The organism is Amycolatopsis sp. NPDC045836, assembly GCF_056431745.1.
In genome coordinates this window covers 45,039-63,474 of the sequence record NZ_JBWKKF010000006.1, presented here as the reverse complement: position 1 = coordinate 63,474, position 18,436 = coordinate 45,039, and the positions used below count along the sequence as shown (strand labels likewise).

General features: G+C 72.3%; 18 protein-coding genes. 6 read left to right on the top strand and 12 right to left on the bottom strand.

What is annotated here, in order from left to right; genetic code table 11:
- The first annotated feature begins 21 nt into the window (after window positions 1-21).
- Both AC07EG_RS12410 and AC07EG_RS12405 read left to right on the top strand, forming a co-directional pair.
- A complete protein-coding gene (locus AC07EG_RS12410; RefSeq protein WP_478253514.1) occupies window positions 22-666 on the top strand; it encodes an NUDIX hydrolase in 645 nt (214 codons plus the stop codon).
- Window positions 667-796: 130 nt separating this feature from the next.
- Window positions 797-1,474: an LON peptidase substrate-binding domain-containing protein gene (locus tag AC07EG_RS12405; RefSeq protein WP_478253156.1), complete on the top strand. Its 678-nt coding sequence runs from the start codon at window positions 797-799 to the stop codon at window positions 1,472-1,474.
- A gap of 137 nt (window positions 1,475-1,611) precedes the next feature.
- On the opposite strand, the gene AC07EG_RS12400 is transcribed toward AC07EG_RS12405, so the two are convergent.
- From AC07EG_RS12400 to AC07EG_RS12360, 9 genes are all read right to left on the bottom strand, one after another.
- Complete coding sequence (locus tag AC07EG_RS12400) at window positions 1,612-2,658, bottom strand: M48 family metallopeptidase (protein ID WP_478253155.1); 1,047 nt, start codon at window positions 2,656-2,658, stop codon at window positions 1,612-1,614.
- A gap of 72 nt (window positions 2,659-2,730) precedes the next feature.
- The gene (locus tag AC07EG_RS12395) at window positions 2,731-3,309 is read right to left on the bottom strand and encodes a DUF2567 domain-containing protein (RefSeq protein ID WP_478253154.1); all 579 of its coding nucleotides are present in this window, start codon (window positions 3,307-3,309) and stop codon (window positions 2,731-2,733) included.
- Window positions 3,310-3,341: 32 nt separating this feature from the next.
- Window positions 3,342-3,530: a biotin synthase auxiliary protein BsaP gene (bsaP, locus tag AC07EG_RS12390; RefSeq protein WP_478253153.1), complete on the bottom strand. Its 189-nt coding sequence runs from the start codon at window positions 3,528-3,530 to the stop codon at window positions 3,342-3,344.
- Entirely contained in the window at window positions 3,527-4,546 is a 1,020-nt protein-coding gene (gene bioB, locus AC07EG_RS12385) for a biotin synthase BioB (RefSeq protein WP_478253152.1), read from the bottom strand. The genes bsaP and bioB overlap by 4 nt, the downstream gene beginning before the upstream one ends.
- A 73-nt stretch (window positions 4,547-4,619) precedes the next feature.
- Complete coding sequence (gene bioD, locus AC07EG_RS12380; RefSeq protein ID WP_478253151.1) at window positions 4,620-5,342, bottom strand: dethiobiotin synthase; 723 nt, start codon at window positions 5,340-5,342, stop codon at window positions 4,620-4,622.
- Window positions 5,343-5,353: 11 nt separating this feature from the next.
- Window positions 5,354-7,573 (bottom strand): SulP family inorganic anion transporter, encoded by a 2,220-nt coding sequence (locus AC07EG_RS12375; RefSeq protein WP_478253150.1) that lies wholly within the window; start codon window positions 7,571-7,573, stop codon window positions 5,354-5,356.
- 236 nt (window positions 7,574-7,809) lie between these two features.
- Entirely contained in the window at window positions 7,810-9,093 is a 1,284-nt protein-coding gene (locus AC07EG_RS12370) for an adenosylmethionine--8-amino-7-oxononanoate transaminase (RefSeq protein ID WP_478253149.1), read from the bottom strand.
- Window positions 9,094-9,119: 26 nt separating this feature from the next.
- Window positions 9,120-10,337: a cytochrome P450 family protein gene (locus AC07EG_RS12365; RefSeq protein WP_478253148.1), complete on the bottom strand. Its 1,218-nt coding sequence runs from the start codon at window positions 10,335-10,337 to the stop codon at window positions 9,120-9,122.
- A 29-nt stretch (window positions 10,338-10,366) separates the two neighbouring features.
- A complete protein-coding gene (locus AC07EG_RS12360) occupies window positions 10,367-10,849 on the bottom strand; it encodes an HXXEE domain-containing protein (protein ID WP_478253147.1) in 483 nt (160 codons plus the stop codon).
- Window positions 10,850-10,908: 59 nt separating this feature from the next.
- Between AC07EG_RS12360 and AC07EG_RS12355 the strand changes: the two genes are divergently transcribed.
- Genes AC07EG_RS12355 through AC07EG_RS12345 form a run of 3 tightly spaced genes read left to right on the top strand, consistent with a single transcriptional unit; the run spans window position 10,909 to window position 13,063 of the window.
- On the top strand, window positions 10,909-11,475 hold the full coding sequence (locus AC07EG_RS12355) for a TetR/AcrR family transcriptional regulator (protein ID WP_478253146.1): 567 nt from the start codon (window positions 10,909-10,911) through the stop codon (window positions 11,473-11,475).
- The gene (locus AC07EG_RS12350; protein WP_478253145.1) at window positions 11,468-12,094 is read left to right on the top strand and encodes a nucleoside/nucleotide kinase family protein; all 627 of its coding nucleotides are present in this window, start codon (window positions 11,468-11,470) and stop codon (window positions 12,092-12,094) included. The genes AC07EG_RS12355 and AC07EG_RS12350 overlap by 8 nt, the downstream gene beginning before the upstream one ends.
- Window positions 12,095-12,133: 39 nt before the next feature.
- Window positions 12,134-13,063 (top strand): sigma-70 family RNA polymerase sigma factor, encoded by a 930-nt coding sequence (locus tag AC07EG_RS12345; RefSeq protein WP_478253144.1) that lies wholly within the window; start codon window positions 12,134-12,136, stop codon window positions 13,061-13,063.
- On the opposite strand, the gene AC07EG_RS12340 is transcribed toward AC07EG_RS12345, so the two are convergent.
- Together AC07EG_RS12340 and AC07EG_RS12335 are read right to left on the bottom strand one after the other, a co-directional pair.
- A complete protein-coding gene (locus AC07EG_RS12340) occupies window positions 12,981-14,126 on the bottom strand; it encodes a glycosyltransferase family 4 protein (protein WP_478253143.1) in 1,146 nt (381 codons plus the stop codon). The genes AC07EG_RS12345 and AC07EG_RS12340 overlap by 83 nt on opposite strands.
- Before the next feature lie 73 nt (window positions 14,127-14,199).
- Complete coding sequence (locus tag AC07EG_RS12335; RefSeq protein ID WP_478253142.1) at window positions 14,200-15,252, bottom strand: NlpC/P60 family protein; 1,053 nt, start codon at window positions 15,250-15,252, stop codon at window positions 14,200-14,202.
- A gap of 517 nt (window positions 15,253-15,769) precedes the next feature.
- Here AC07EG_RS12335 and AC07EG_RS12330 point away from each other — a divergent pair.
- Entirely contained in the window at window positions 15,770-16,414 is a 645-nt protein-coding gene (locus AC07EG_RS12330) for a maleylpyruvate isomerase N-terminal domain-containing protein (protein WP_478253513.1), read from the top strand.
- Between the two features lie 133 nt (window positions 16,415-16,547).
- On the opposite strand, the gene AC07EG_RS12325 is transcribed toward AC07EG_RS12330, so the two are convergent.
- Window positions 16,548-18,329 carry an NlpC/P60 family protein gene (locus AC07EG_RS12325; RefSeq protein WP_478253141.1) on the bottom strand — a complete coding sequence of 594 codons (1,782 nt, stop codon included), beginning with the start codon at window positions 18,327-18,329 and terminating at the stop codon, window positions 16,548-16,550.
- Window positions 18,330-18,436 lie beyond the last annotated feature (107 nt).

Genomic DNA, 18,436 nt, shown 5'->3' with positions numbered 1-18,436 from the left:
CACGAGGTTTTGGCGGCGGTGCTGCAAGTGCGATCGGACACACTCCAGGTGCTGCTGTGGCGCCGCGCCCTCGATCCGCACATCGGCCGGTGGTCGCTGCCGGGCGGCAGGCTGCGGCCCGACGAGGACGTGGAAACCTCCATCCGGCGCCAGCTCGCCGAGAAGGTCGACGTCAAGCAGCTCAAGCACGTGGAGCAGCTCGCCGTGTTCAGCACGCCGGACCGGGTGCCGGGGCCGCGGGTGGTGGCCACCGCGTTCCTCGGGCTGGTGCCCTCGGACGTGGACCCGGAGGTGCCGGAGGACACCTCGTGGCACCGGGTGGCCGAACTGCCCCGCACCGCCTTCGACCACGCCGAGATCGCGCTGCGCGCGCGGGACCGGCTGCGGTCCAAGCTGAGCTACACCAACCTCGGCTTCGCGCTCGCCCCGGACGTGTTCACCATCTCGGAGCTGCGCGGGCTGTACTCCGCGGCGCTCGGCTACAAGATTTCGGCGACCAACCTGCAGCGCGTGCTGGCCCGCCGCGGGCTGCTCGAACCGACCGGCGAGACCGCGCCGTCCGGCCGCAGCGGTGGCCGTCCGGCCGCGTTGTTCTCCTTCGCCTGCAAGGGAATCCAGGTGACCGACCCGTTCGCCGTGCTGCGTCCCCCGCCGGTCAGGCGATAACTCCGCACCGGTCGCGCGTTTTCCGTTGCCCGGCACGGCATTCGAGTGATGGCCTGCGCGCCGGTCGGCTTCGTCGTACCGTGTACCCGTGGCCGAGGGCGCAGCGGGAGACAGTACGGGAACGACGACCTTGCCGTTGTTCCCGCTGCAGACCGTGCTGCTGCCGGGGGCGCACCTGCCGCTGCACATCTTCGAGCCGCGGTACCGGCAGCTCACCGTGGACCTGGTCACCGGGACGGTCCCGGGCCAGGAGTTCGGCGTGATCGCCCTGCGCACGTCGCTGACGCGGGAGGTCACCGGGCTCGACCAGCTCCACCCCATCGGCTGCACCACCCGCCTGCGCGAGGCCAAGCGGCTGCCGGACGGGCGGTTCGACGTGGTCACCACCGGGCAGCAGCGGTTCCGGCTGCTGGAGCTCGACACCGAGGCCGCGCCGTACCTGGTGGGCACGGTCGAATGGGTGGCGGACACGCCCCTGCCCCGCGGCTCGGCGGACGCGGGCGCGCGCATGGCGCAGGTCGCGCGGGCCGCGCACCGGCGGTACTGCCGCTCGGCCTGGGAGCACGACGCCTGGACCGAGCCGCCCGCCGACACCCCGCTCACCGACCTGGCCTACCAGCTGGCGATCGACTGCCTGCTCCCGCTGGACGACCGGCAGGCACTGCTGGAGGAAACGCAGCCGCTTCGCCGCCTGCGGGACGTCTGCCGCCTGCTCACCCGGGAGGCGGGCTTCCTCACCGCACTGCGGGCCGTGCCCGCGCCACCGGCGGAACTGACGGCCCTGACCCGCCCGGCGAGCCTGAACTAGCCCGAACGCGGAGCTGGTCGCGAACGCGAGTTCCCAGCCCAAGCGCCCGAGATCCCAGCGCGCGGGCGTGAGGCCCCGCGAACCCGAGGGGCCGCGAATGCCGGATTCAGCCGCCTGGCTGCGGGAACGGCGGAGCGTCAGGAGGTGGTGGGCTCGCCGTTGCCGGAGCGGTTGCCGAACTTGCCGAACACCTTGCCCGCGGCCCCCGACAGCGCCTCCCCGACGTCGGTGAACACCTTGGCCAGCGGGTCGCTCGAATTGCTGAACGAGTCCTTGTACGACTTCGCGGCCGAACGGATGTCTTCGGACCAGGTGCTCGACGGGGCATCGGCGTCGCGGCGGGGGTAGTCGCCCGCCAGGATCGCGCGGTACTCCGCCGACGCCGCCCACTTCTGCAGCTGCGCGGCCCGCACCACGGCCAGCGGGTGCGACATGTGCTCCACGTTGCGCAGCTTCAGCAGGCTGTCGCGGATGTCGTCGACCGATTCGTACTCCTCGGCCTGCTGCAGGAACGACGGGATGTCGATGCGCGACGGGTCGATCCCGCCCGCCATCAGCACGTGCACCCGCAGCGCGGCCGCCGGGTCCTGCCCGCACAGCAGCCCGGCGCGGTCGCAGGACAGCTCCGACTTGCGGTACCACTCCTTCAGCGCGGCGATCACCGCCCGCAGCCCGAACGCGCTGACCGGGGTCCACGACATCGACATCTGCATGCTGATCAGCCGGATCAGCATGGTCCGGTACACCGCGTGCCCGGAGAGCACGTGCCCCATCTCGTGGCCGATGACGAAGCGCAGGCCGTTGGTGTCGAGCAGTTCCACCAGCCCGGTGCTGAGCACGATGAACGGCTCGTCCATGCCGATGGTGTACGCGCTGACCGACGGGTCCTGCGCGACGAAGACGTTCGGCACCGGGGAGATGTCCAGCGCCTGCGCGCACTCCAGGCGCAGCTGGTGCAGCTCCGGGTACTGCTTCTCCCCCACCCGGATCGACGACGCCAGCGCCATCAGCCGCTCACCGCGCTCGCTGAAGAACCCGGCCACCGCCTTGAGCACCTCGGCGAACCCGGGAATGGTGCGCAGCGTGGCCAGCGCGCCCCGGTCGACCGGGTGCTCGTAGGCGCGCGGGCTGATGCCCGGAAAGCGGATGCGCCCGTTCGAGCCGGAAACCACGTCGTCGGTCATGTGATGAAGCCCTCCCTCGGTTGCGGCCAGCCTACGGAAACCGGGCGGGCCGCGCTGCCGATCAGGCGAATTTCAGCCGAGCCTGCGGCCGAGGTCGTCCCGGCCGTTCCAGCCGGCCAGCAGGCCGTAGGTGGCGGCCACCGCCAGCGGCTGCGCCAGCAGCACCCACGGCGACTCCAGCACCGGCGCGGTCTCCAGCACGTCACCCACCTGGGGCGCGGCGGCGACCTCGTAGAGCATCCCGGCGAAGGTGCCCGGCCCGAGCATGGACGCCAGCCACCAGGCCAGCACCGAACCGCCGACCGCGGCCAGCAGCACCACCGGCCCGCGCCGCTCGCGCAGCAGCCACACCACCACGCCGACCAGGATGCCCGTGCCGAAGGCCAGCAGGGCGAACACGGCCAGGTCGTCGAAGCGGTGCCAGCTCTCCAGCTGCAGCGGGATCGGGTCCTCGGTGGCCGAAACCACGCGCACGCGCTGCGGCGGCGCCAGCACCGACCACAGCGCGGCCAGCGGGATCCCGGTGAGCATCACCATCGACAGCACGGTCACCGCGGGCAGGACGTCCGCGGCCACCACCACCTTCGGCCGCTCCCGCGGCACGGTGAAGAAGTGGTGCGCGGGCCGCACCCCGACCGAAGGATCAGCCACCGGTGTACCTCCATAACTACGGTGCGGAGAGCTTAACCGGTGAGTTCGCCGTGCCTGCTGCAGCGCGCGGTCCAGCCGACCGGGGTCACCTGCACCACCATCCGCCGCGCGCAGCGCGCGCAGAACCGCGGCGGCTCCAGCGCGGTGCGCGGGGTGCGGCAGGCGCTGTGGTCCCCGGCCTCGGGTTGTCCACAGTGGACACAGAACGCCGGCTGGCTCACAGCGAGTCGCTCAGCGCCTTGACCGGCATCTTCAGCTCGGTGAGCATCTGCAGGTCGCGCCCGGCCGGGCGGCCGAGGTTGGTCAGGTAGTTGCCGACGATGATGGCGTTGATCCCGCCCAGCATGCCCTGCTCGGCGCCGAGGTCACCGAGGGTCAGCTCACGGCCGCCGGCGAAGCGCAGCATGGTGCGCGGCATGGCCAGCCGGAACGCGGCGACGGTGCGCAGCGCGTCCTTGCCCTCGACGATCTCGTAGTGCTCGTACGGGGTGCCCGGCTGCGGGATGAGGAAGTTCATCGGCACCTCGTGCGGGTCCAGTTCGGCCAGCTGCCCGGCGAACTCCGCGCGCTGCTCGACCGTCTCCCCCATGCCGATGATGCCGCCGCAGCAGACCTCCATGCCCGCTTCGGCCACCATGCGCAGGGTGTCCCAGCGCTCCTCCCAGGTGTGCGTGGTGACCACCTGCGGGAAGTGCGAGCGCGCGGTCTCCAGGTTGTGGTTGTAGCGGTGCACGCCCATCTCGACCAGTTCGTCCACCTGCTCCTGCGTGAGCATGCCGAGCGAGCAGGCGATCTGGATGTCGTTGCCGTCCTCGCGGATGGCTTTGACCCCTTCGCGCACCTGGGACAGCAGCCGCCGGTCCGGCCCGCGCACGGCGGCCACGATGCAGAACTCGGTCGCCCCGGTCTCCTTGGTCTGGCGGGCCGCCTTGACCAGGCCGGGGATGTCCAGCCAGGCCGAGCGCACCGGGGTGGGGAACCGGCCGGACTGCGAGCAGAAGTGGCAGTCCTCCGGGCAGCCGCCGGTCTTCAGGCTGATGATGCCCTCGACCTCCACCTCGGGACCGCACCAGCGCATGCGCACCTCGTGCGCCAGCGCGAGCAGGTCGGAGAGCTGCTCGTCCGGCAGGCGCAGCACCTGGAGCACCTGTGCCTCGGTCAGCCCCTCACCGCGCTCGAGCACCTGCTCCCGCGCCGTGATCAGGACGTCGGTCGCGCGTTCGGGTGCTGAGGTCACGGGATCTCCTTCTCGCTCGGGCACGTCCGGCACAGTGTGCCCGAAACAGCCCGTCCCGAAGAAGCGAGCCAGGTCACTTCTGCGCGGATTCATCCTTCGCGAAGCACTCCGGGTCGAACTCGCCGCCGAACCACGGCGAGAGGCCACGACGAGCCTCTTCGAGGAACTCCCCCGGCGCTGCCCGCCCGGCCCCGGCGGGCAGCGCCCCGAGCAGGGGTGCCCCCGCCGCGACCGGCAGGTCCTCGACGTTGGACCGGGCCGCGAGGTCCGGCCGCGCCGGCCAGGCGCCGATCACCACGCCGCCCACGTTCAGCCCGCGCCGGGTGGCCACCTCGGCGGTCAGCGCGGTCGCGTTCAGCGTGCCCAGCCCGGCTTCGGCGACCACCAGCACCAGCGAGCCCAGCGACCACGCCACGTCGGCGAGCGTGCCGCCGTCCGGGTCGAACCGCACCAGCAGCCCGCCCGCGCCCTCGACCAGCACCAAGTCGTGGGACTCGTCCAGCTCGCCGGCGGCGCTGGCGGCCTCGGCCGGGGTCACCGGCTCGATGCCGCTGCGCCGCGCGGCGGCTTCGGGCGACAACGGATCGGGGTAGCGCCGCAGCTCCCTGGTGGTGACGTCGCCGGCCAGGCGGCGGACCTCGTCCAGGTCACCGGGCTCGCCGTCGGTCACACCGGTCTGCGCGGGTTTGAGCACCGCGACCCGCCTGCCGTCGGCCCTGGCCAGTGCGGCGATCGCCGCCGTGACCACGGTCTTGCCGACACCGGTTCCGGTACCCGAGATCACCAGGACAGTCACGGCCCCCGACCCTAGTCCTGACGGCAAGCCGCCGGTTCCCCGGCGGGCTCGAAAGCCCCCGATTCGGGGTCGAAGAGGTACACCTGGGCCGCGCCGACGTCGAAGTACATCCCGGTCAGGTGCAGCTCCCCGCGGGCTTCGGCCTCGGCCACCACCGGGTAGCGCCGCAGGTTGCGCAGCTGCTGGAGGATGTTCTGCAGGGCCAGCTGGTCGCCCTCGGACTCGGGCAGCCGCCCGTTCAGCGACACCGGCGAGTTCTGCCGGTGCCGCCGCAGGCTGGGTTCGGCGTGCTCGAGCCACTCCCGCACGGCGGGCAGGTCGGCGGTCGGGTCGAGCACCAGCTTCATCGCACCGCAGCCGGAGTGCCCGCAGACGACCACCTCCGGCACCCGCAGCACCCCGACGGCGTATTCGATCGACGCGCCGACCGAGGAGTCCTGCGGCCCGGCGGCACCCGCGACCGGCACCAGGTTCCCGATGTTCCGCACGGCGAAGAGGTCACCGGGACCGCTGGTGGTGATCAGGTTCGGCACGATCCGCGAGTCGGCGCAGGTGATGAACAGGGTGTGCGGGTGCTGCCCGTCGGCCAGCCCGCTCAGCGTGTCCTGCACCAGCGGCGCGGTCCGGCGCTGGAACTCCGAGGTGCCCAGCCGCAGCTGCGCGGTGGACGGCGGCGCGGTGCGCTGGTCCGGCAGCTGCGGGCCGGTCTTGGCCTGCCAGTCCGACCACGACGCCAGCCAGCGCGGCAGCACCGGCGCGGCGGCCAGCCTGCTCACCGTCGGCGCGCCGGACTTGCCGCGTTCGTAGTACGGGTGCCCGATCTCGTCCACCACCACGGTGCCGCCCGCTCGCTCGTGGGCCAGCTGCCAGTTCGACAGGTGCTCGAAGGCGGCGTGGTCGAGGTAGTCCACCACCAGGTCGATGTGGACCTCGGTGCGCTCCGGGATGGTGGCGAGCACCTTGGCCAGCTTGGGGATGGCCAGGAAGATCAGCGCACCGTCGACCACCACGCGCCAGCGCTCGCCGTCGGTCTCGGCGTGGATCTTCGACCGGGTGCGCAGCAGCATCATCACCAGCGAGGCGGCGATGCCCAGCAGCACGCCGCTGAGCATGTCGATGAACACCACGCCGAACAGGGTGAGCAGGTAGATCGGCAGGTCGCCGTGGCGGTGCACGTCGCGGATGTGGCCCACGTGCAGCAGTTTCGCGCCGACGTGCACCAGCAGGCCGCCGAGCGCGGCCAGCGGGATGCTCTCCAGCAGCCCGGCCAGCAGCACGCTGAACAACAGCACCCAGATGCCGTGCAGCACCGCGGAAGCCCGGGTGCGCGCGCCCGCGGCCACGTTGGTGGAGCTGCGCACGATCACGCCGGTGACCGGCAGGCCGCCGATCGCACCCGAGGCGATGTTGGCCATGCCCTGGCCGACGAGTTCGCGGTTGAGGTTGGCGCGCGGGCCGGTGTGCAGCTTGTCCACCGCGATCGCCGAAAGCAGGCTCTCCACGCTGGCGATCAGCGCCAGGGTCAGCACGGCGATGCCGATGTCGAACCAGCCGCCCTGGGGCAGCTGGGGGGTGAAGGTGAGGTCCAGCAGGTTCTCCGGCAGCTCGATGCGGGGCAGCTGCATGCCCGCCACCAGCGCCAGCACGGTGGCCAGGGTGATCGCGGCCAGCGGGCCGGGCACCTTGCGCACGGCCTGCGGCAGGCGCGGCCACAGCAGCAGGACGCCGATGGTCAGCACGCCGATGAAGGCGGCCGCGTCGTGGCTGCCGATCAGCTGGCCCGGCAGCGCGAGCAGGTTGTCCAGCGCGGAGCTCTGCGCGGAACCGCCGAGCACCACGTGCAACTGGCCGAGCACGATGGTCAGCCCGATGCCGCCGAGCATGCCGTGCACGATGGCGGGCGAGATGGCCAGCGCGGCCCGCGCGATCCGGCTCAGCCCGAGCAGGACCTGCAGCACGCCGGCGGCGACCACCATGGCGCAGGTGGCCGCCCAGCCGAAGCGGCTGATGGTTTCGGCGACCACCACGGTCAGCCCGGCGGCCGGGCCGCTGACCTGGAGGACCGAACCGCCGAACAACCCGGCGACCACCCCGCCGACCACGGCGGCGATCAGCCCCGCGACGATCGGGGCACCGGACGCCAGTGCGATGCCGAGCGAGAGGGGCACGGCGACCAGGAAGACAACTAGTGAAGCGGGCACGTCACGCCGCAATAGGGTGGCGAAGCTCATGATCACCAGAGAACACGGAAACGCGTGAAAAGTCCGCTTTGTGAAGACATCCTCATGTTCTGTTCACGTCGGCTTCGTCACGTATTCGGAATCACCAACCGCAATCTCGCTCAATCACGTGGTCTGCGTCTCACCCGTTCCCCACAACAAGTACCGATAATTCTCGCACTCCGTGTCCAGATAACCCGAATAACATTCAGTTAACCGGCGTTCTCACCGGATCGAGTGAATTCCACTCAGGATACCGCCGCGGCTGCCACCATGGCTCGTGTCACGGCCGCCACGTCGGCGTCGGTGCTCACGTACGGCGGCATCGTGTAGATCAGGTCGCGGAAGGGCCGCAGCCACACCCCGTGCTCGGTGACGACCCGCGTGGCGGTGGCCATGTCCACCTGGTGGTCCAGCTGCACCACGCCGATCGCGCCCAGCACGCGGACCTCGCGCACCGCGGGCAGTTCCGCGGCCGGGGCCAGTCCACCCTGGAGCCCGGCTTCGACGCGCCGGACCCCGGCGCGCCAGTCCTGCCCGAGCAGCAGCCCGATCGACGCGTTCGCCACCGCGCTGGCCAGCGGATTGCCCATGAACGTCGGCCCGTGCGCGAGCACCGGCAATTCCCCGCGCGAAATGCCCCACGCCACTTCCGGGGTGCACAACGCGGCGGCCATGCTGAGGTAACCGCCGGTCAGCGCCTTTCCGAGGCAGAGCACGTCGGGGGTGATCCCGGCGTGCTCCGCGGCGAACAGCGCTCCGGACCGGCCGAATCCGGTGGCGATTTCGTCGAGGATGAGCAGCACGCCGTTTTCCGCGGTGATTTCGCGGAGCGCGCGGACGTAGGCGGGGTTGTGGAAACGCATTCCACCGGCGCCCTGCACCACCGGCTCCACGACCACCGCGGCCAGCTCGTGCGCGTGCGCCGCGATCCGCTCGGCCAGCATGTCCACATAGGACTGGACGACCGGGGCGCCGAAGCCGCCCGGCGGTTCCGGCACGAAGACCTGCTCGGCCAGCGTGCCCTTCCACAGCGAGTGCATGCCGCCGTCGGGGTCGCAGACGCTCATCGGCTGGAAGGTGTCGCCGTGGTAGCCGCCGCGCCAGGTGAGCAGCCGTCGCTTGACCGGTTGCCCGGTCGACTGCCAGTACTGCATGCACATCTTGACCGCGACCTCGATGGAGACCGAGCCGGAGTCGCAGAGGAAGACGTGCTCGAGGCCGTCCGGGGTGATCTCGACCAGGGTGCGGGCGAGCGAGATGGCCGGTTCGTGGGTGAGGCCGCCGAACATCACGTGGCTCATCCGCCCGGCCTGCTCGGCCAGCGCCGCGTCCAGCACCGGGTGCCGGTACCCGTGCACGGCGGCCCACCACGAGGACATGCCGTCCACCAGTTCCCGGCCGTCGGCCAGCCGGAGCCGCACCCCTTCGGCCTCGCGCACCAGCAACGGCGGCACGGTGCCCGGCATCGGCCCGTAGGGGTGCCACACGTGCCGCGCGTCGAGCGCGAGCAGTTCCTCCTGGCTCGTCATGCTGGCACCCTACGGGCCCCGGTGATTCACCCCAGGCGGACCGGCAGCTTCTCCAGGCCGTGCATCAGGGTGCTCGCCCGCCACCGCAGCTGTTCCGGGGTGCCGGCCAGCTCCAGTCCCTCGAAGCGCGCCAGCAGCCGTCCGATGGCGATCTCCGCTTCGACCCTGGCCAGCGGGGCGCCGACGCAGTAGTGGATGCCGTGGCCGAAGGCGAGGTGGCCGCCGGTGGGGCGGGTCAGGTCGAGCCGGTGCGGGTCCTCGAAGCGCTCGCCGTCGCGGTTGGCCGCGAGCAGTGAGATCAGCACGAACTCGCCTTCGCCGATCTCGGTGTCGCCGACGCGCACCGGTTCGGTGGTGAACCGCAGCGTGGCCAGGTTCACCGGGCCGTCGATGCGCAGGAACTCCTCGACCGCCCCGGGCAGCAGCGACGGGTCGGCCCGCAGCGCGGCCAGCTGCTCCGGGTTGCGCAGCAGCGCCAGCACACCGTTGCCGATCAGGTTGACCGTGGTCTCGTGCCCGGCGACCAGCAGCAGGAACACCATCGGGGCCAGCTCGTGCTCGGCGAGGCGGTCGCCGTCCTCGGAGAGGTGCACCAGGTCCGAGAGCAGGTCCGGCCCCGGTTCGGCGCGCTTGCGCGCGATCAGCTCGCCCAGGTAGGCCGCCAGCTCACCGGCGGCCTGCTCGATCGGCGCCGCCGGGTCCGCCGAGACCAGCGTGTTCGACCAGTCGCGGAACCGGTCGCGGTCGGCCTCCGGCACACCGAGCAGCTCGCAGATCACCGTGATCGGCAGCGGGAAGGCGAACGACTCCAGCAGGTCGACCTCGCCGCGCGCGGCCATCTCGGCCAGCAGCGCGTCGGTGATCTGCTCGATCCGCGGCCGCAGCCGCTCCACCGACTTCGGCGTGAACGCCCGGTTCACCAGCTTCCGCAACCGCGTGTGCTGGGGCGGGTCGGAGTTGAGCATGTGCGCGGTCAGCGCGGCGGCGAACGGCCGCGACCCGCCCTGGTCGTCGGGGTGGACCTGGGTTTCGAACAACGCGGAGATGCGCTCGGCGTCCTTGCTCAGCCGCGGGTCGGCGAGCAGCGCCCGCGCCTCCTGGTAACCGGTGATCACCCAGCCGCGCAGCCCGCGCGGCATGACCACCCGCCGCGCCGGGCCTTCGCGGCGGAACACCTCGGCCATCGCGTGCGGATCCTGCATGAACGCGTCGTCGAGCCGGACCGGTTCCACGACTGCCGCCATCTTGGGCCCCCTGTTCCGTAACAGTGTTGTCAATCGGTCAACGCCGCGGGAACCGGTTTGGTGCCCCGCGTCACCAGAAAAGCCCAACCGTGCACCGCGCCGAGCAGCACCGGCAGGAGCGCCAGGCTCCGCCACGACGTCTCCGGCTCGATACCCGCCGCGCGCAAGCGCTTGCGCGCCCAGGCGGCGAACGGAAGCACCACCAGCGGGGAGGTCACCACACCCGGCGAGTACCCCCGGGTGGCCGCCGAAGCGGCCAGGTGCGCCCAGCCGTGCCAGCCGAACCCGGCCAGGGCCGCCTGGTAGAACCGGCTCCGGCCACCGGTGCGGGCCCCGGCCACCGACGCCGCCGCGACCACCCCGCCCATCAATCCGATCGCCACCGCCGCGTGCCTGCGCGACACCCCGGCCCAGGCCGGCATGGTGGCCAGTTCCTCCAGGTCGTGCACCAGCCACGCACCGAACAACCCCAGCGTCGCCGCCTTCGGCACCTCGGCCATCGCCACCCCCATCCATAAACGCAACGCACCGTTGCGTTGCTATATTAGCCACGACGAGCAGGAGGAAGTCAATGCCGGAAGCACGCGGGCCACGGCGCGCGCAGGAGATCTTCGCCGCGACCCTGGAACTGTTCGCCGAACTCGGCTACGACGGGCTGACCGTGGAGGGCGTCGCCGCGCGGTCCGGGGTGAACAAGACCACGCTCTACCGGTGGTGGGCCTCGAAGGACGCGCTGCTCGGCGCGGCACTGCTGGACACGCGCATGTTCGAACTATCCATTCCGGACACCGGATCGCTGCGCGGTGACCTGGAAGCCCTGCTGCGCCAGGTGAACCGCCTGCTCACCGGGCCGAAGACCTGCGCGATCGCTTCGGCCGCGCTCAGCGCCGCCCTGCACCGCCCGGAACTCCGGGCGGTGCTGACCACCTTCTTCGGCGACCGCCTCAGCCGCGAACTGCCCGTCTTCGAGCGCGCCCGCGAACGCGGTGAGCTGCCCGCGGACGCCGATCCCGTGCTGCTGATGGACCTGCTCGGCGGTGCGCTGTGGATGCGCGCGCTGATCCGGCAGGAGAGCCCGCACCCCGCCTTCGTCAAGGAGATCGTCGACGTGGTGCTGCGAGGCGCTTCGAATGCCTGATCGCCGCTACCGCCCCATCTCGCCGGACCTGCTCGCCCGCGAAATCGCCGAGCGCATCGCCACCTCACCCGTCTCCCGGGTGGCCTTCGACGGTGCCGGTGCGGCCCCCGGCGAACTCGCCGACCACGTGGCCGAACTGCTCCGCCCGCTCGGCAGGGAGAACCTTCGTGTGTCCACAAAGGACTTCCAGCGGGCGGCGTCGCTGCGGTTCGAGCGCGGCAAGCGCGACCCCGACGCCCGCTACGACGACTGGCTCGACGTCGGCGGCCTGCGCCGCGAGGTGCTCGATCCGCTCGGTCCCGGTGGCTCCGGCCTCGCGCTGCCCGCGCTGTGGGACGCCGAACGCGACCGCGCCACCCGGCTCGACCGGGTCCGGCTGCCACCGGGAGCCGTGGTGCTGGTGGACGGCGAACTGCTGCTGGGGCACGGCCTGCCGTTCGACTTCACCGTGCACCTCCTGCTCTCCCCCGGGGCACTGGCCCGGCGGCTGCCCGAGGACGAGCACTGGGCGCTGCCCGCCTTCGACCGGTACGCCCGCGAGGTCGATCCCGGCGCGTTCGCCGACGTGGTGGTCCGCGTGGACGACCCGCGGCACCCCGCGCTGGTCGAACGGGGCTGACCCGTGTCACCTCCGCCGCCGCCGGATCGTCATCCTGACGTGCTGGCGGAACAGTTCGAGGCGCAGCGGGACCACCTGCGCGCGGTGGCGCACCGGATGCTGGGTTCGGCCGCCGAGGCCGAGGACGCGGTGCAGGAGACCTGGTTGCGGCTGAGCCGCGTCGAGGGGGCGGTGGACAACCTCGGCGGCTGGTTGCGCACCGTGCTCACCCGCATCTGCCTGGACGTGCTGCGAGCCCGGCGGGTCCGCCGCGAAGAACCGCTGGGCGACCTGCCCGAGCCCGGCTGGGCCGGCGAGGACCCGGAAACCGAGGCCGTGCTGGCCGATTCGGTGGGCCGCGCGCTGCTGGTCGTGCTGGACACCCTCGCGCCGGCCGAGCGGATCGCGTTCGTGCTGCACGACCTGTTCGCCGTGCCGTTCGACCAGATCGCCCCGGTGCTGGACCGCACACCGACCGCGGCGAAGAAGCTGGCGAGCCGGGCGCGGCAGCGGCTGCGCGGCAATCCGGCGGCACCGGCCGGGGAACTCGCCCGGCAGCGGAAGGTGGTCGAGGCGTTCCTGGCCGCCGCCCGCGACGGCGACCTCGACGCGCTGCTCACCGTGCTCGCGCCCGACGTGGTCCGCCGCGCCGATCCGGCCTTGCTGCCCCCGGGTGCGCCCGCTGAGGAACGCGGGGCGCGGGCGGTCGCCGAAGGCGTGCTCCGGTTCGGACGGCCGTCGCGGTTCGCCGAGGTGGCGCTGGTCGACGGCCGGATCGGCGTGGTGGTGGCCCCAGGCGGACGGCTGGCGCTGGTGCTCACCTTCGCCTTCAGCGAGAACACCGAGCGGATCACCGCCTACGAGGTGCTCGCCTCCCCGGCGCGGCTGGCCCGGCTCGACCTCGCGCTCAGCGCACCGCCGCCATCGGCCTGCCGTCCAGCATGGTGGACAGCCGCCGCGCCAGCGCGTCCCAGCGCCAGTTCGCGCTGACCCACTCCCGGCCCGCCTCACCCATGCGCCGGGCCCTGGCCGGGTCGCCGAGCAGCGAAGCGAGGGTGTCGATCAGCTGCATCAGGTCGCGGCCGTCGACCACGTGCCCGGTCACCTCGTCGAGCACGGTTTCCGGGGCACCGCCCGAGCGCCCGGCGACCACCGGCAGCCCGGTCGCCGACGCCTCCAGGTAGACGATCCCGAGGCCCTCCACGTCGAGCCCCTTGCCGCGGGTCCGCGCCGGCATGGCGAACACGTCACCGGCGGCGTAGTGCGCGGGCAGTTCCTCCCACGGCACCGACCCGGTGAGCACCACGTCGTCGCCGAAGCCGAGCGAGTCCACCAGGCCGGCCAGCTTCTTGCGGTACGGGCCGCCGCCGACCAGCAGCAGCGCCGCGTCCGGCACCCGCTTGCGCAGTTCCGGCATCGCGAGCACGAGCATGTCCTGGCCCTTGCGGGGCACCAGCCGCGACACGCACACCACGGTCGGCCGGTCGCCGAGCCCGTACCGCTTGCGCATCGCTTCGCGGGCCCCGGGGTCCGGGCGGAACAGCTCCGGGTCCACTCCGGACGGCAGGTGCTCCAGCCCGGCCATCGGCCCGAACGCGGCGGCGAACCGGCTTCGGGTGTACTCGCTGACGAAGGTGACCACGTCGGCGGTGTCGCCGATCCGCCGCAGCGCCTGCCGCGAAGCGGGCAGCATCGACCAGCCGACCTCGTGCCCGTGCGTGCTGGCCAGCACCCGCTGCGCCCCGGCCGGCCGCAGCGGGTGGCCCAGCAGCGCCAGCGGTGCCGCCGCGCCGAACCACACCGCCTCGCACTCCCGCGCCCGCATGATCTCCTTCGCCCGCCGCAGCACCCCGGGGGTCGGCAGCATCAGCGAGGTCGGGTGCCGCACCACCTCGAACGGCGCGGCGGCGTCGAATTCCGCGGCCCCGCGCCACTCCGGGGCGTAGACCACCAGGTCGTCGGACGGCACCCGGGTGGCCAGTGAGTGCAAATAGGACTGGATGCCACCGGGGCGGGGCGGGAAGTCGTTGGTCACCAGCAGCGTTCGGCGCACCAGGCGAGGCTAGCGAAAAGCCCGAAGGCCGCCTTCCCCGGGAGGAAAGCGGCCTTCGGCGAGGTGGACCGGATCAGGCGACCCGGCGCGCACCCACGTAGTTCTTCTGCAGCGGCGCGACCTTGACCACGTCACCGGTGGTCGGTGCGTGCACCATGTTGCCGCCGCCGATGTAGATGCCCACGTGCGACACCGGCGAGTTGTAGAACACCAGGTCACCCGGCTGCAGCTGGTCCCGCGGGATCGCCTTGCCGAAGGTGGACTGCGCCTTCGAGGTGCGCGGGAGGCTGATCCCGGCCTGCTTGTAGGCCCAGCCGGTCAGGCCGGAGCAGTCGAAGGAGTTCGGGCCGGTGGCACCCCAGGAGTAGGGCTTGCCGCGCTTGCCCATGGCCGCGTTGACCGCGGTCTGGGCGGCGGCACCGGGGGCCTTGATCGGGCCGACGTCTTCGCCGATGTCCTTCTGCGCGGCCTTGTCGGCCGAGCTGAGGTTGCCGTAGGCGTCCTCGAGCTTGTCCATCTGCTCGTCGAGCGACTTCTTGCGCTGCTCGATGTCGGACTTGAGGCGGGAGGCCTCGTCCTTGGCGGCCTGCGCCCGGCCCTGGGCGTCGGCGGCCAGCTGCCGGGCGTCGGCGGCCTGCTTGAGCGAGCCGGCGTAACCCTGCAGCACGTTGTTCTGGTCCGCGGCCAGCACGTCCAGCGCCGACGAGCGGTCCAGGAAGTCCTGCGCCGAGTTGCCGGTCAGCAACGCGGACATCTTGTTCAGCTGCGCACCGCTGGTGAACGAGGCGCCGGCGAACTTGTCCACGTCGACCCGGAAGCGCTCGATGTCGGCGCTGGCCGTGGTCTCGGTCTGCTTGGCCGTCTCGAGGTCCTGGTTCGCCTTGTCGAGTTCGCCCTGCTTGGCTTTCTCGTCTTCGACGGCGTTGAGGTGGTCCTCGTTGAGCTTCTCGGCCTGAGAGGCGAGGTCGCGGTACTGCTTGAGCGCCTCGGACTCGCTGCTCGGGGGTTGCTGGGGGGCGAGGATGGGGGTGGCGTTGGCGGGGGCCTGGACCAGCGTCACGGCCGCGATCACGGCGGTGGCTGCCAGTGCGCCTGAAACCACGCGCTTTACCGGATGCGACTGCACGTCGCGCGTGTCTCCTTTGCGTTCGGCCGCCTCACCGGGACACCTGCGGAACGAGGTCGGGGGCCCTCGTCCCTGGCCGGTCGGGCGGACACTGCACCCGTTCCGGCCGGTGTTCGGCACCGCGCGCGCCACCGCACCTGGTTAGGCCAGCGGAGCCCGCAGTTCTTCCGGTCCAGCTCCCCGACAAAGCTGCCACGGCGGCAATCCCGTGTCGCCGTCCCTTGTGCGACGGCTACCGGCCACGAGATCTCGGCCAGGTTACGAAATAGGGGGCGGTGCGTCCACCATCCCGGAGGTAAAAACTCTCCGTAGCGAGATGAATCACCAAATGGACCAGCTTTGCCACGATAGATGTGACCAGTGCAACAGTTCACTACGCTGCGGCGAGAATGCCGTTCACCTGATGGCAGCGACCGCTCGGCGCGTACGGGCGACGTGACGTTGATCACGTACGCCGTCCGGCGAACCTCCGGTACCGCGTGGCGATCGGGTGTCACACCTCTACGATGCCGCCGTGATGATCACCGCGGAAGACGTCGAGACGGCCGTCGGCCTGGCACTGGCCGCACTGGCCGGCGCACCGGCCGAGAAGTGGCAGCACCCGGCCGGAACACTGACGTGGACCTGCTGGGAAACGGCAGAACACCTGGCGGACGACCTGTTCGCCTACGCCGCCCAACTCGGCCTGCGACGGCCGCCGGTGGACCGGTACGTGCCCTTCGAACTGCGCGGCAGGCGCGCCGAAGGCCCGCCGGGGGTGATCTTCGCCGATCCCGAGCACGGCCCGGAGGGCCTGCTCCAGGTGCTGGAGACGGCCGGTGCGCTGCTGGCCGCGATGGTGCGCACGGCGCCGCCGTCGGCCCGCGGCTACCACTCCCTCGGCACCGCCGACCCGGCGGGCACCGCCGCGATGGGCATCGTGGAAACCCTGGTGCACACGCACGACCTGGCCGCCGGCCTCGGCCTGCCGTGGACCCCACCCGCCGACCTGTGCGACCGCGTGCTGCGGCGCCTCTTCCCCAACGCCCCCACCTCCACCGACCGCTGGCCGACGCTGCTCTGGGCCACCGGCCGGGGTGAGCTGTCCGGTCACCCCCGCCTCACCTCGTGGCGCTGGGACAGCTCCGTCCGAGCCGTCGACCCCGACTCCACCGGAAGCTGACACCTGCCCGCACACCCCACTCGGCCCCAGGGCCAAGCCGGGCACCCGGTCCAGGCAGCGGCATCGCCCCCGAGGCTGCTGCGCCTCGGCGCAGGACGCCGCTGAAAGCCGACCTCCCGCCCGCGATCGCCGCTCAACGCCCGGCGAACTCCCAGTGCCACGGCTCCTCCCGGCCCCGCCCCGGCTGGGCCCAGCCGGGGTTGACCCAGCCGAACGACCGCGCGTTCGCCGCCAGCCAGCCGTGTTCCGGGGTGCCGAACGACTGCACCCCACCGCACAGGTCCACCGCCAGCCCCCAGCCGTGGTTGCTGGTGCCGGGCACCGCCGCCAGCGACGGCTTCCGGCGGTACAGGTCGACCTGCCCGGCGAAGGTGCGGTACGAGTCGGTGACGCACAGCGGCCTGCCGAACGCACCCGCGAACGCCTCCGAAAGCGCGGCGAAGGTCTGCGCCGCGTCGCAGCGCAGCACGTGCGACCCGATGCCGATGGGGCACAGCGAACCCGCCGGGATCAACCCGTTCGGGAAACCGCCCCAGGCGCCGGCGGCCTGGTCGGCGCCCGGGGCGGCGGGCGGCACCTCCACCCCGCCGCACCGCCAGGTCAGCTCGTTCCCGCCGCGCTGGGGGACCGCCTCGGGCGGTCGCGCGCCCAGTGCGGGCCTGGACACGCCGAGCACGCTGTCCCCGGCGGGCAGGTCGGCGACCACCACCCCCGCCAGCCGGGCGTCCGCGGCCAGCATGGTGCGGCCGTCGAGCACCACGCCCACCGACTGCACCCCGTACTTCGCCGGGCCGATGAACACCAGGTCGCCGGGTTGCGCGTCGGCGAGCGGTACCGGCCTGCCCACCGCCATCTGCTCCCCCGCCGAAGCGGGCAACGGCAGGCCCGCCCCCGAGAACGCCGAGCGCACCAGCCCGTCGCACGAATACGCGACCGGCCCCTCCCCACCGTCCTCCGGCACGTACGGCTTGCCCAGCGCACCGATGCCCGCGGTCACCGCGTCGATGGTCTCCTCCGGCAGCACCAGGATCCGCTGGCCGTCCACACTGGACTCAGCCACCCCCGCCTGCGGTCCGCCGGAACCGGCCAGCGGGCGCAGCCCGGCAGGCAACCTCGCCGGATCGGCCAGCGCCGCGGCCGGTGGCGGCTCGATCCCGGCCGCCGCGAGGCGATCGGTGTAGGCCTTCCAGTTCGACGCCGTCCGCGTGTTGCGGTCCCGCTGCGCCTTCTGCTGCTCGACCACCGCCGCGTTGGCGGCGTCGATCGGGCCGCGCAGTTCCGAGCTGACCGCGTCCGCCCGGTTGGTCGCGTCGCCGTTGCGGCGGTCGAGTTCGGCCCGCCGCTCGGCGGCCGTCTTCTCCGCCCCCGCCGCGGCGCCCTCGGCTTCCACCGCCCGGCGCTGGCGGTCCAGCGCGCTGTGCAGCCGGGCGTCCTGTTCGGACCGCAGGTGGTCCACCATGGACTTGCCGTTGAGCAGATCGCTGGCGTTGGTGGCGCTGAGCAGCAGGCGCACGTTGTCCGGGCGCCCCAGCGAGGTGAACACCGACCTGGTGAACCCGTCGGCCTCCCCGCGCACCGCGTTCAGCTGCGCCTCGGCCTCCAGCCGCTCGGCGGTGGCGTGCTGCAGCTGCGCGGTCGCCGTGCCGAGATCGGCTTCGGCGGCCTCGATCCGGCCCGCCAGCTCACCCAGTTCCCGCTGCACGTCGGTGGCGGTCCGCTGGAGTTCGGCGACCTTCGGATCGGCGAACGCCTCCCCCGGCCGCGGGTCCCCGGCCGCGGTACCGGGCGCCACCCCGGCCTCCACGCGCAGATCACCGGGATCCGACGGCACCCCCTGCTGGGCACCCGCGACCGGGGCCACCAGCAGCGCGCCCACCATCACCAACGGCAGTGCCAGGCCGGCTCTGGCCCCCATCCACGACCTCCACCCGCGACGACAACCGGACAAACGCTTGTTGTCCTACCGTCATCAACGGACGAAGGCCAATCGGGTCACTCTTCGGGAGGGTTGCGGTTCGGCAT

What these genes read in the sequence shown, in the direction of transcription:
- AC07EG_RS12325 (WP_478253141.1), bottom strand. Translation starts at nt 18,329, where the DNA reads ATGGGGGCCAGAGCCGGCCTGGCACTGCCGTTGGTGATGGTGGGCGCG.
- AC07EG_RS12355 (WP_478253146.1), top strand. Translation starts at nt 10,909, where the DNA reads ATGCCGGAAGCACGCGGGCCACGGCGCGCGCAGGAGATCTTCGCCGCG.
- AC07EG_RS12330 (WP_478253513.1), top strand. Translation starts at nt 15,770, where the DNA reads ATGATCACCGCGGAAGACGTCGAGACGGCCGTCGGCCTGGCACTGGCC.
- AC07EG_RS12350 (WP_478253145.1), top strand. Translation starts at nt 11,468, where the DNA reads ATGCCTGATCGCCGCTACCGCCCCATCTCGCCGGACCTGCTCGCCCGC.
- AC07EG_RS12365 (WP_478253148.1), bottom strand. Translation starts at nt 10,337, where the DNA reads ATGGCGGCAGTCGTGGAACCGGTCCGGCTCGACGACGCGTTCATGCAG.
- AC07EG_RS12375 (WP_478253150.1), bottom strand. Translation starts at nt 7,573, where the DNA reads ATGAGCTTCGCCACCCTATTGCGGCGTGACGTGCCCGCTTCACTAGTT.
- AC07EG_RS12360 (WP_478253147.1), bottom strand. Translation starts at nt 10,849, where the DNA reads ATGGGGGTGGCGATGGCCGAGGTGCCGAAGGCGGCGACGCTGGGGTTG.
- AC07EG_RS12400 (WP_478253155.1), bottom strand. Translation starts at nt 2,658, where the DNA reads ATGACCGACGACGTGGTTTCCGGCTCGAACGGGCGCATCCGCTTTCCG.
- AC07EG_RS12370 (WP_478253149.1), bottom strand. Translation starts at nt 9,093, where the DNA reads ATGACGAGCCAGGAGGAACTGCTCGCGCTCGACGCGCGGCACGTGTGG.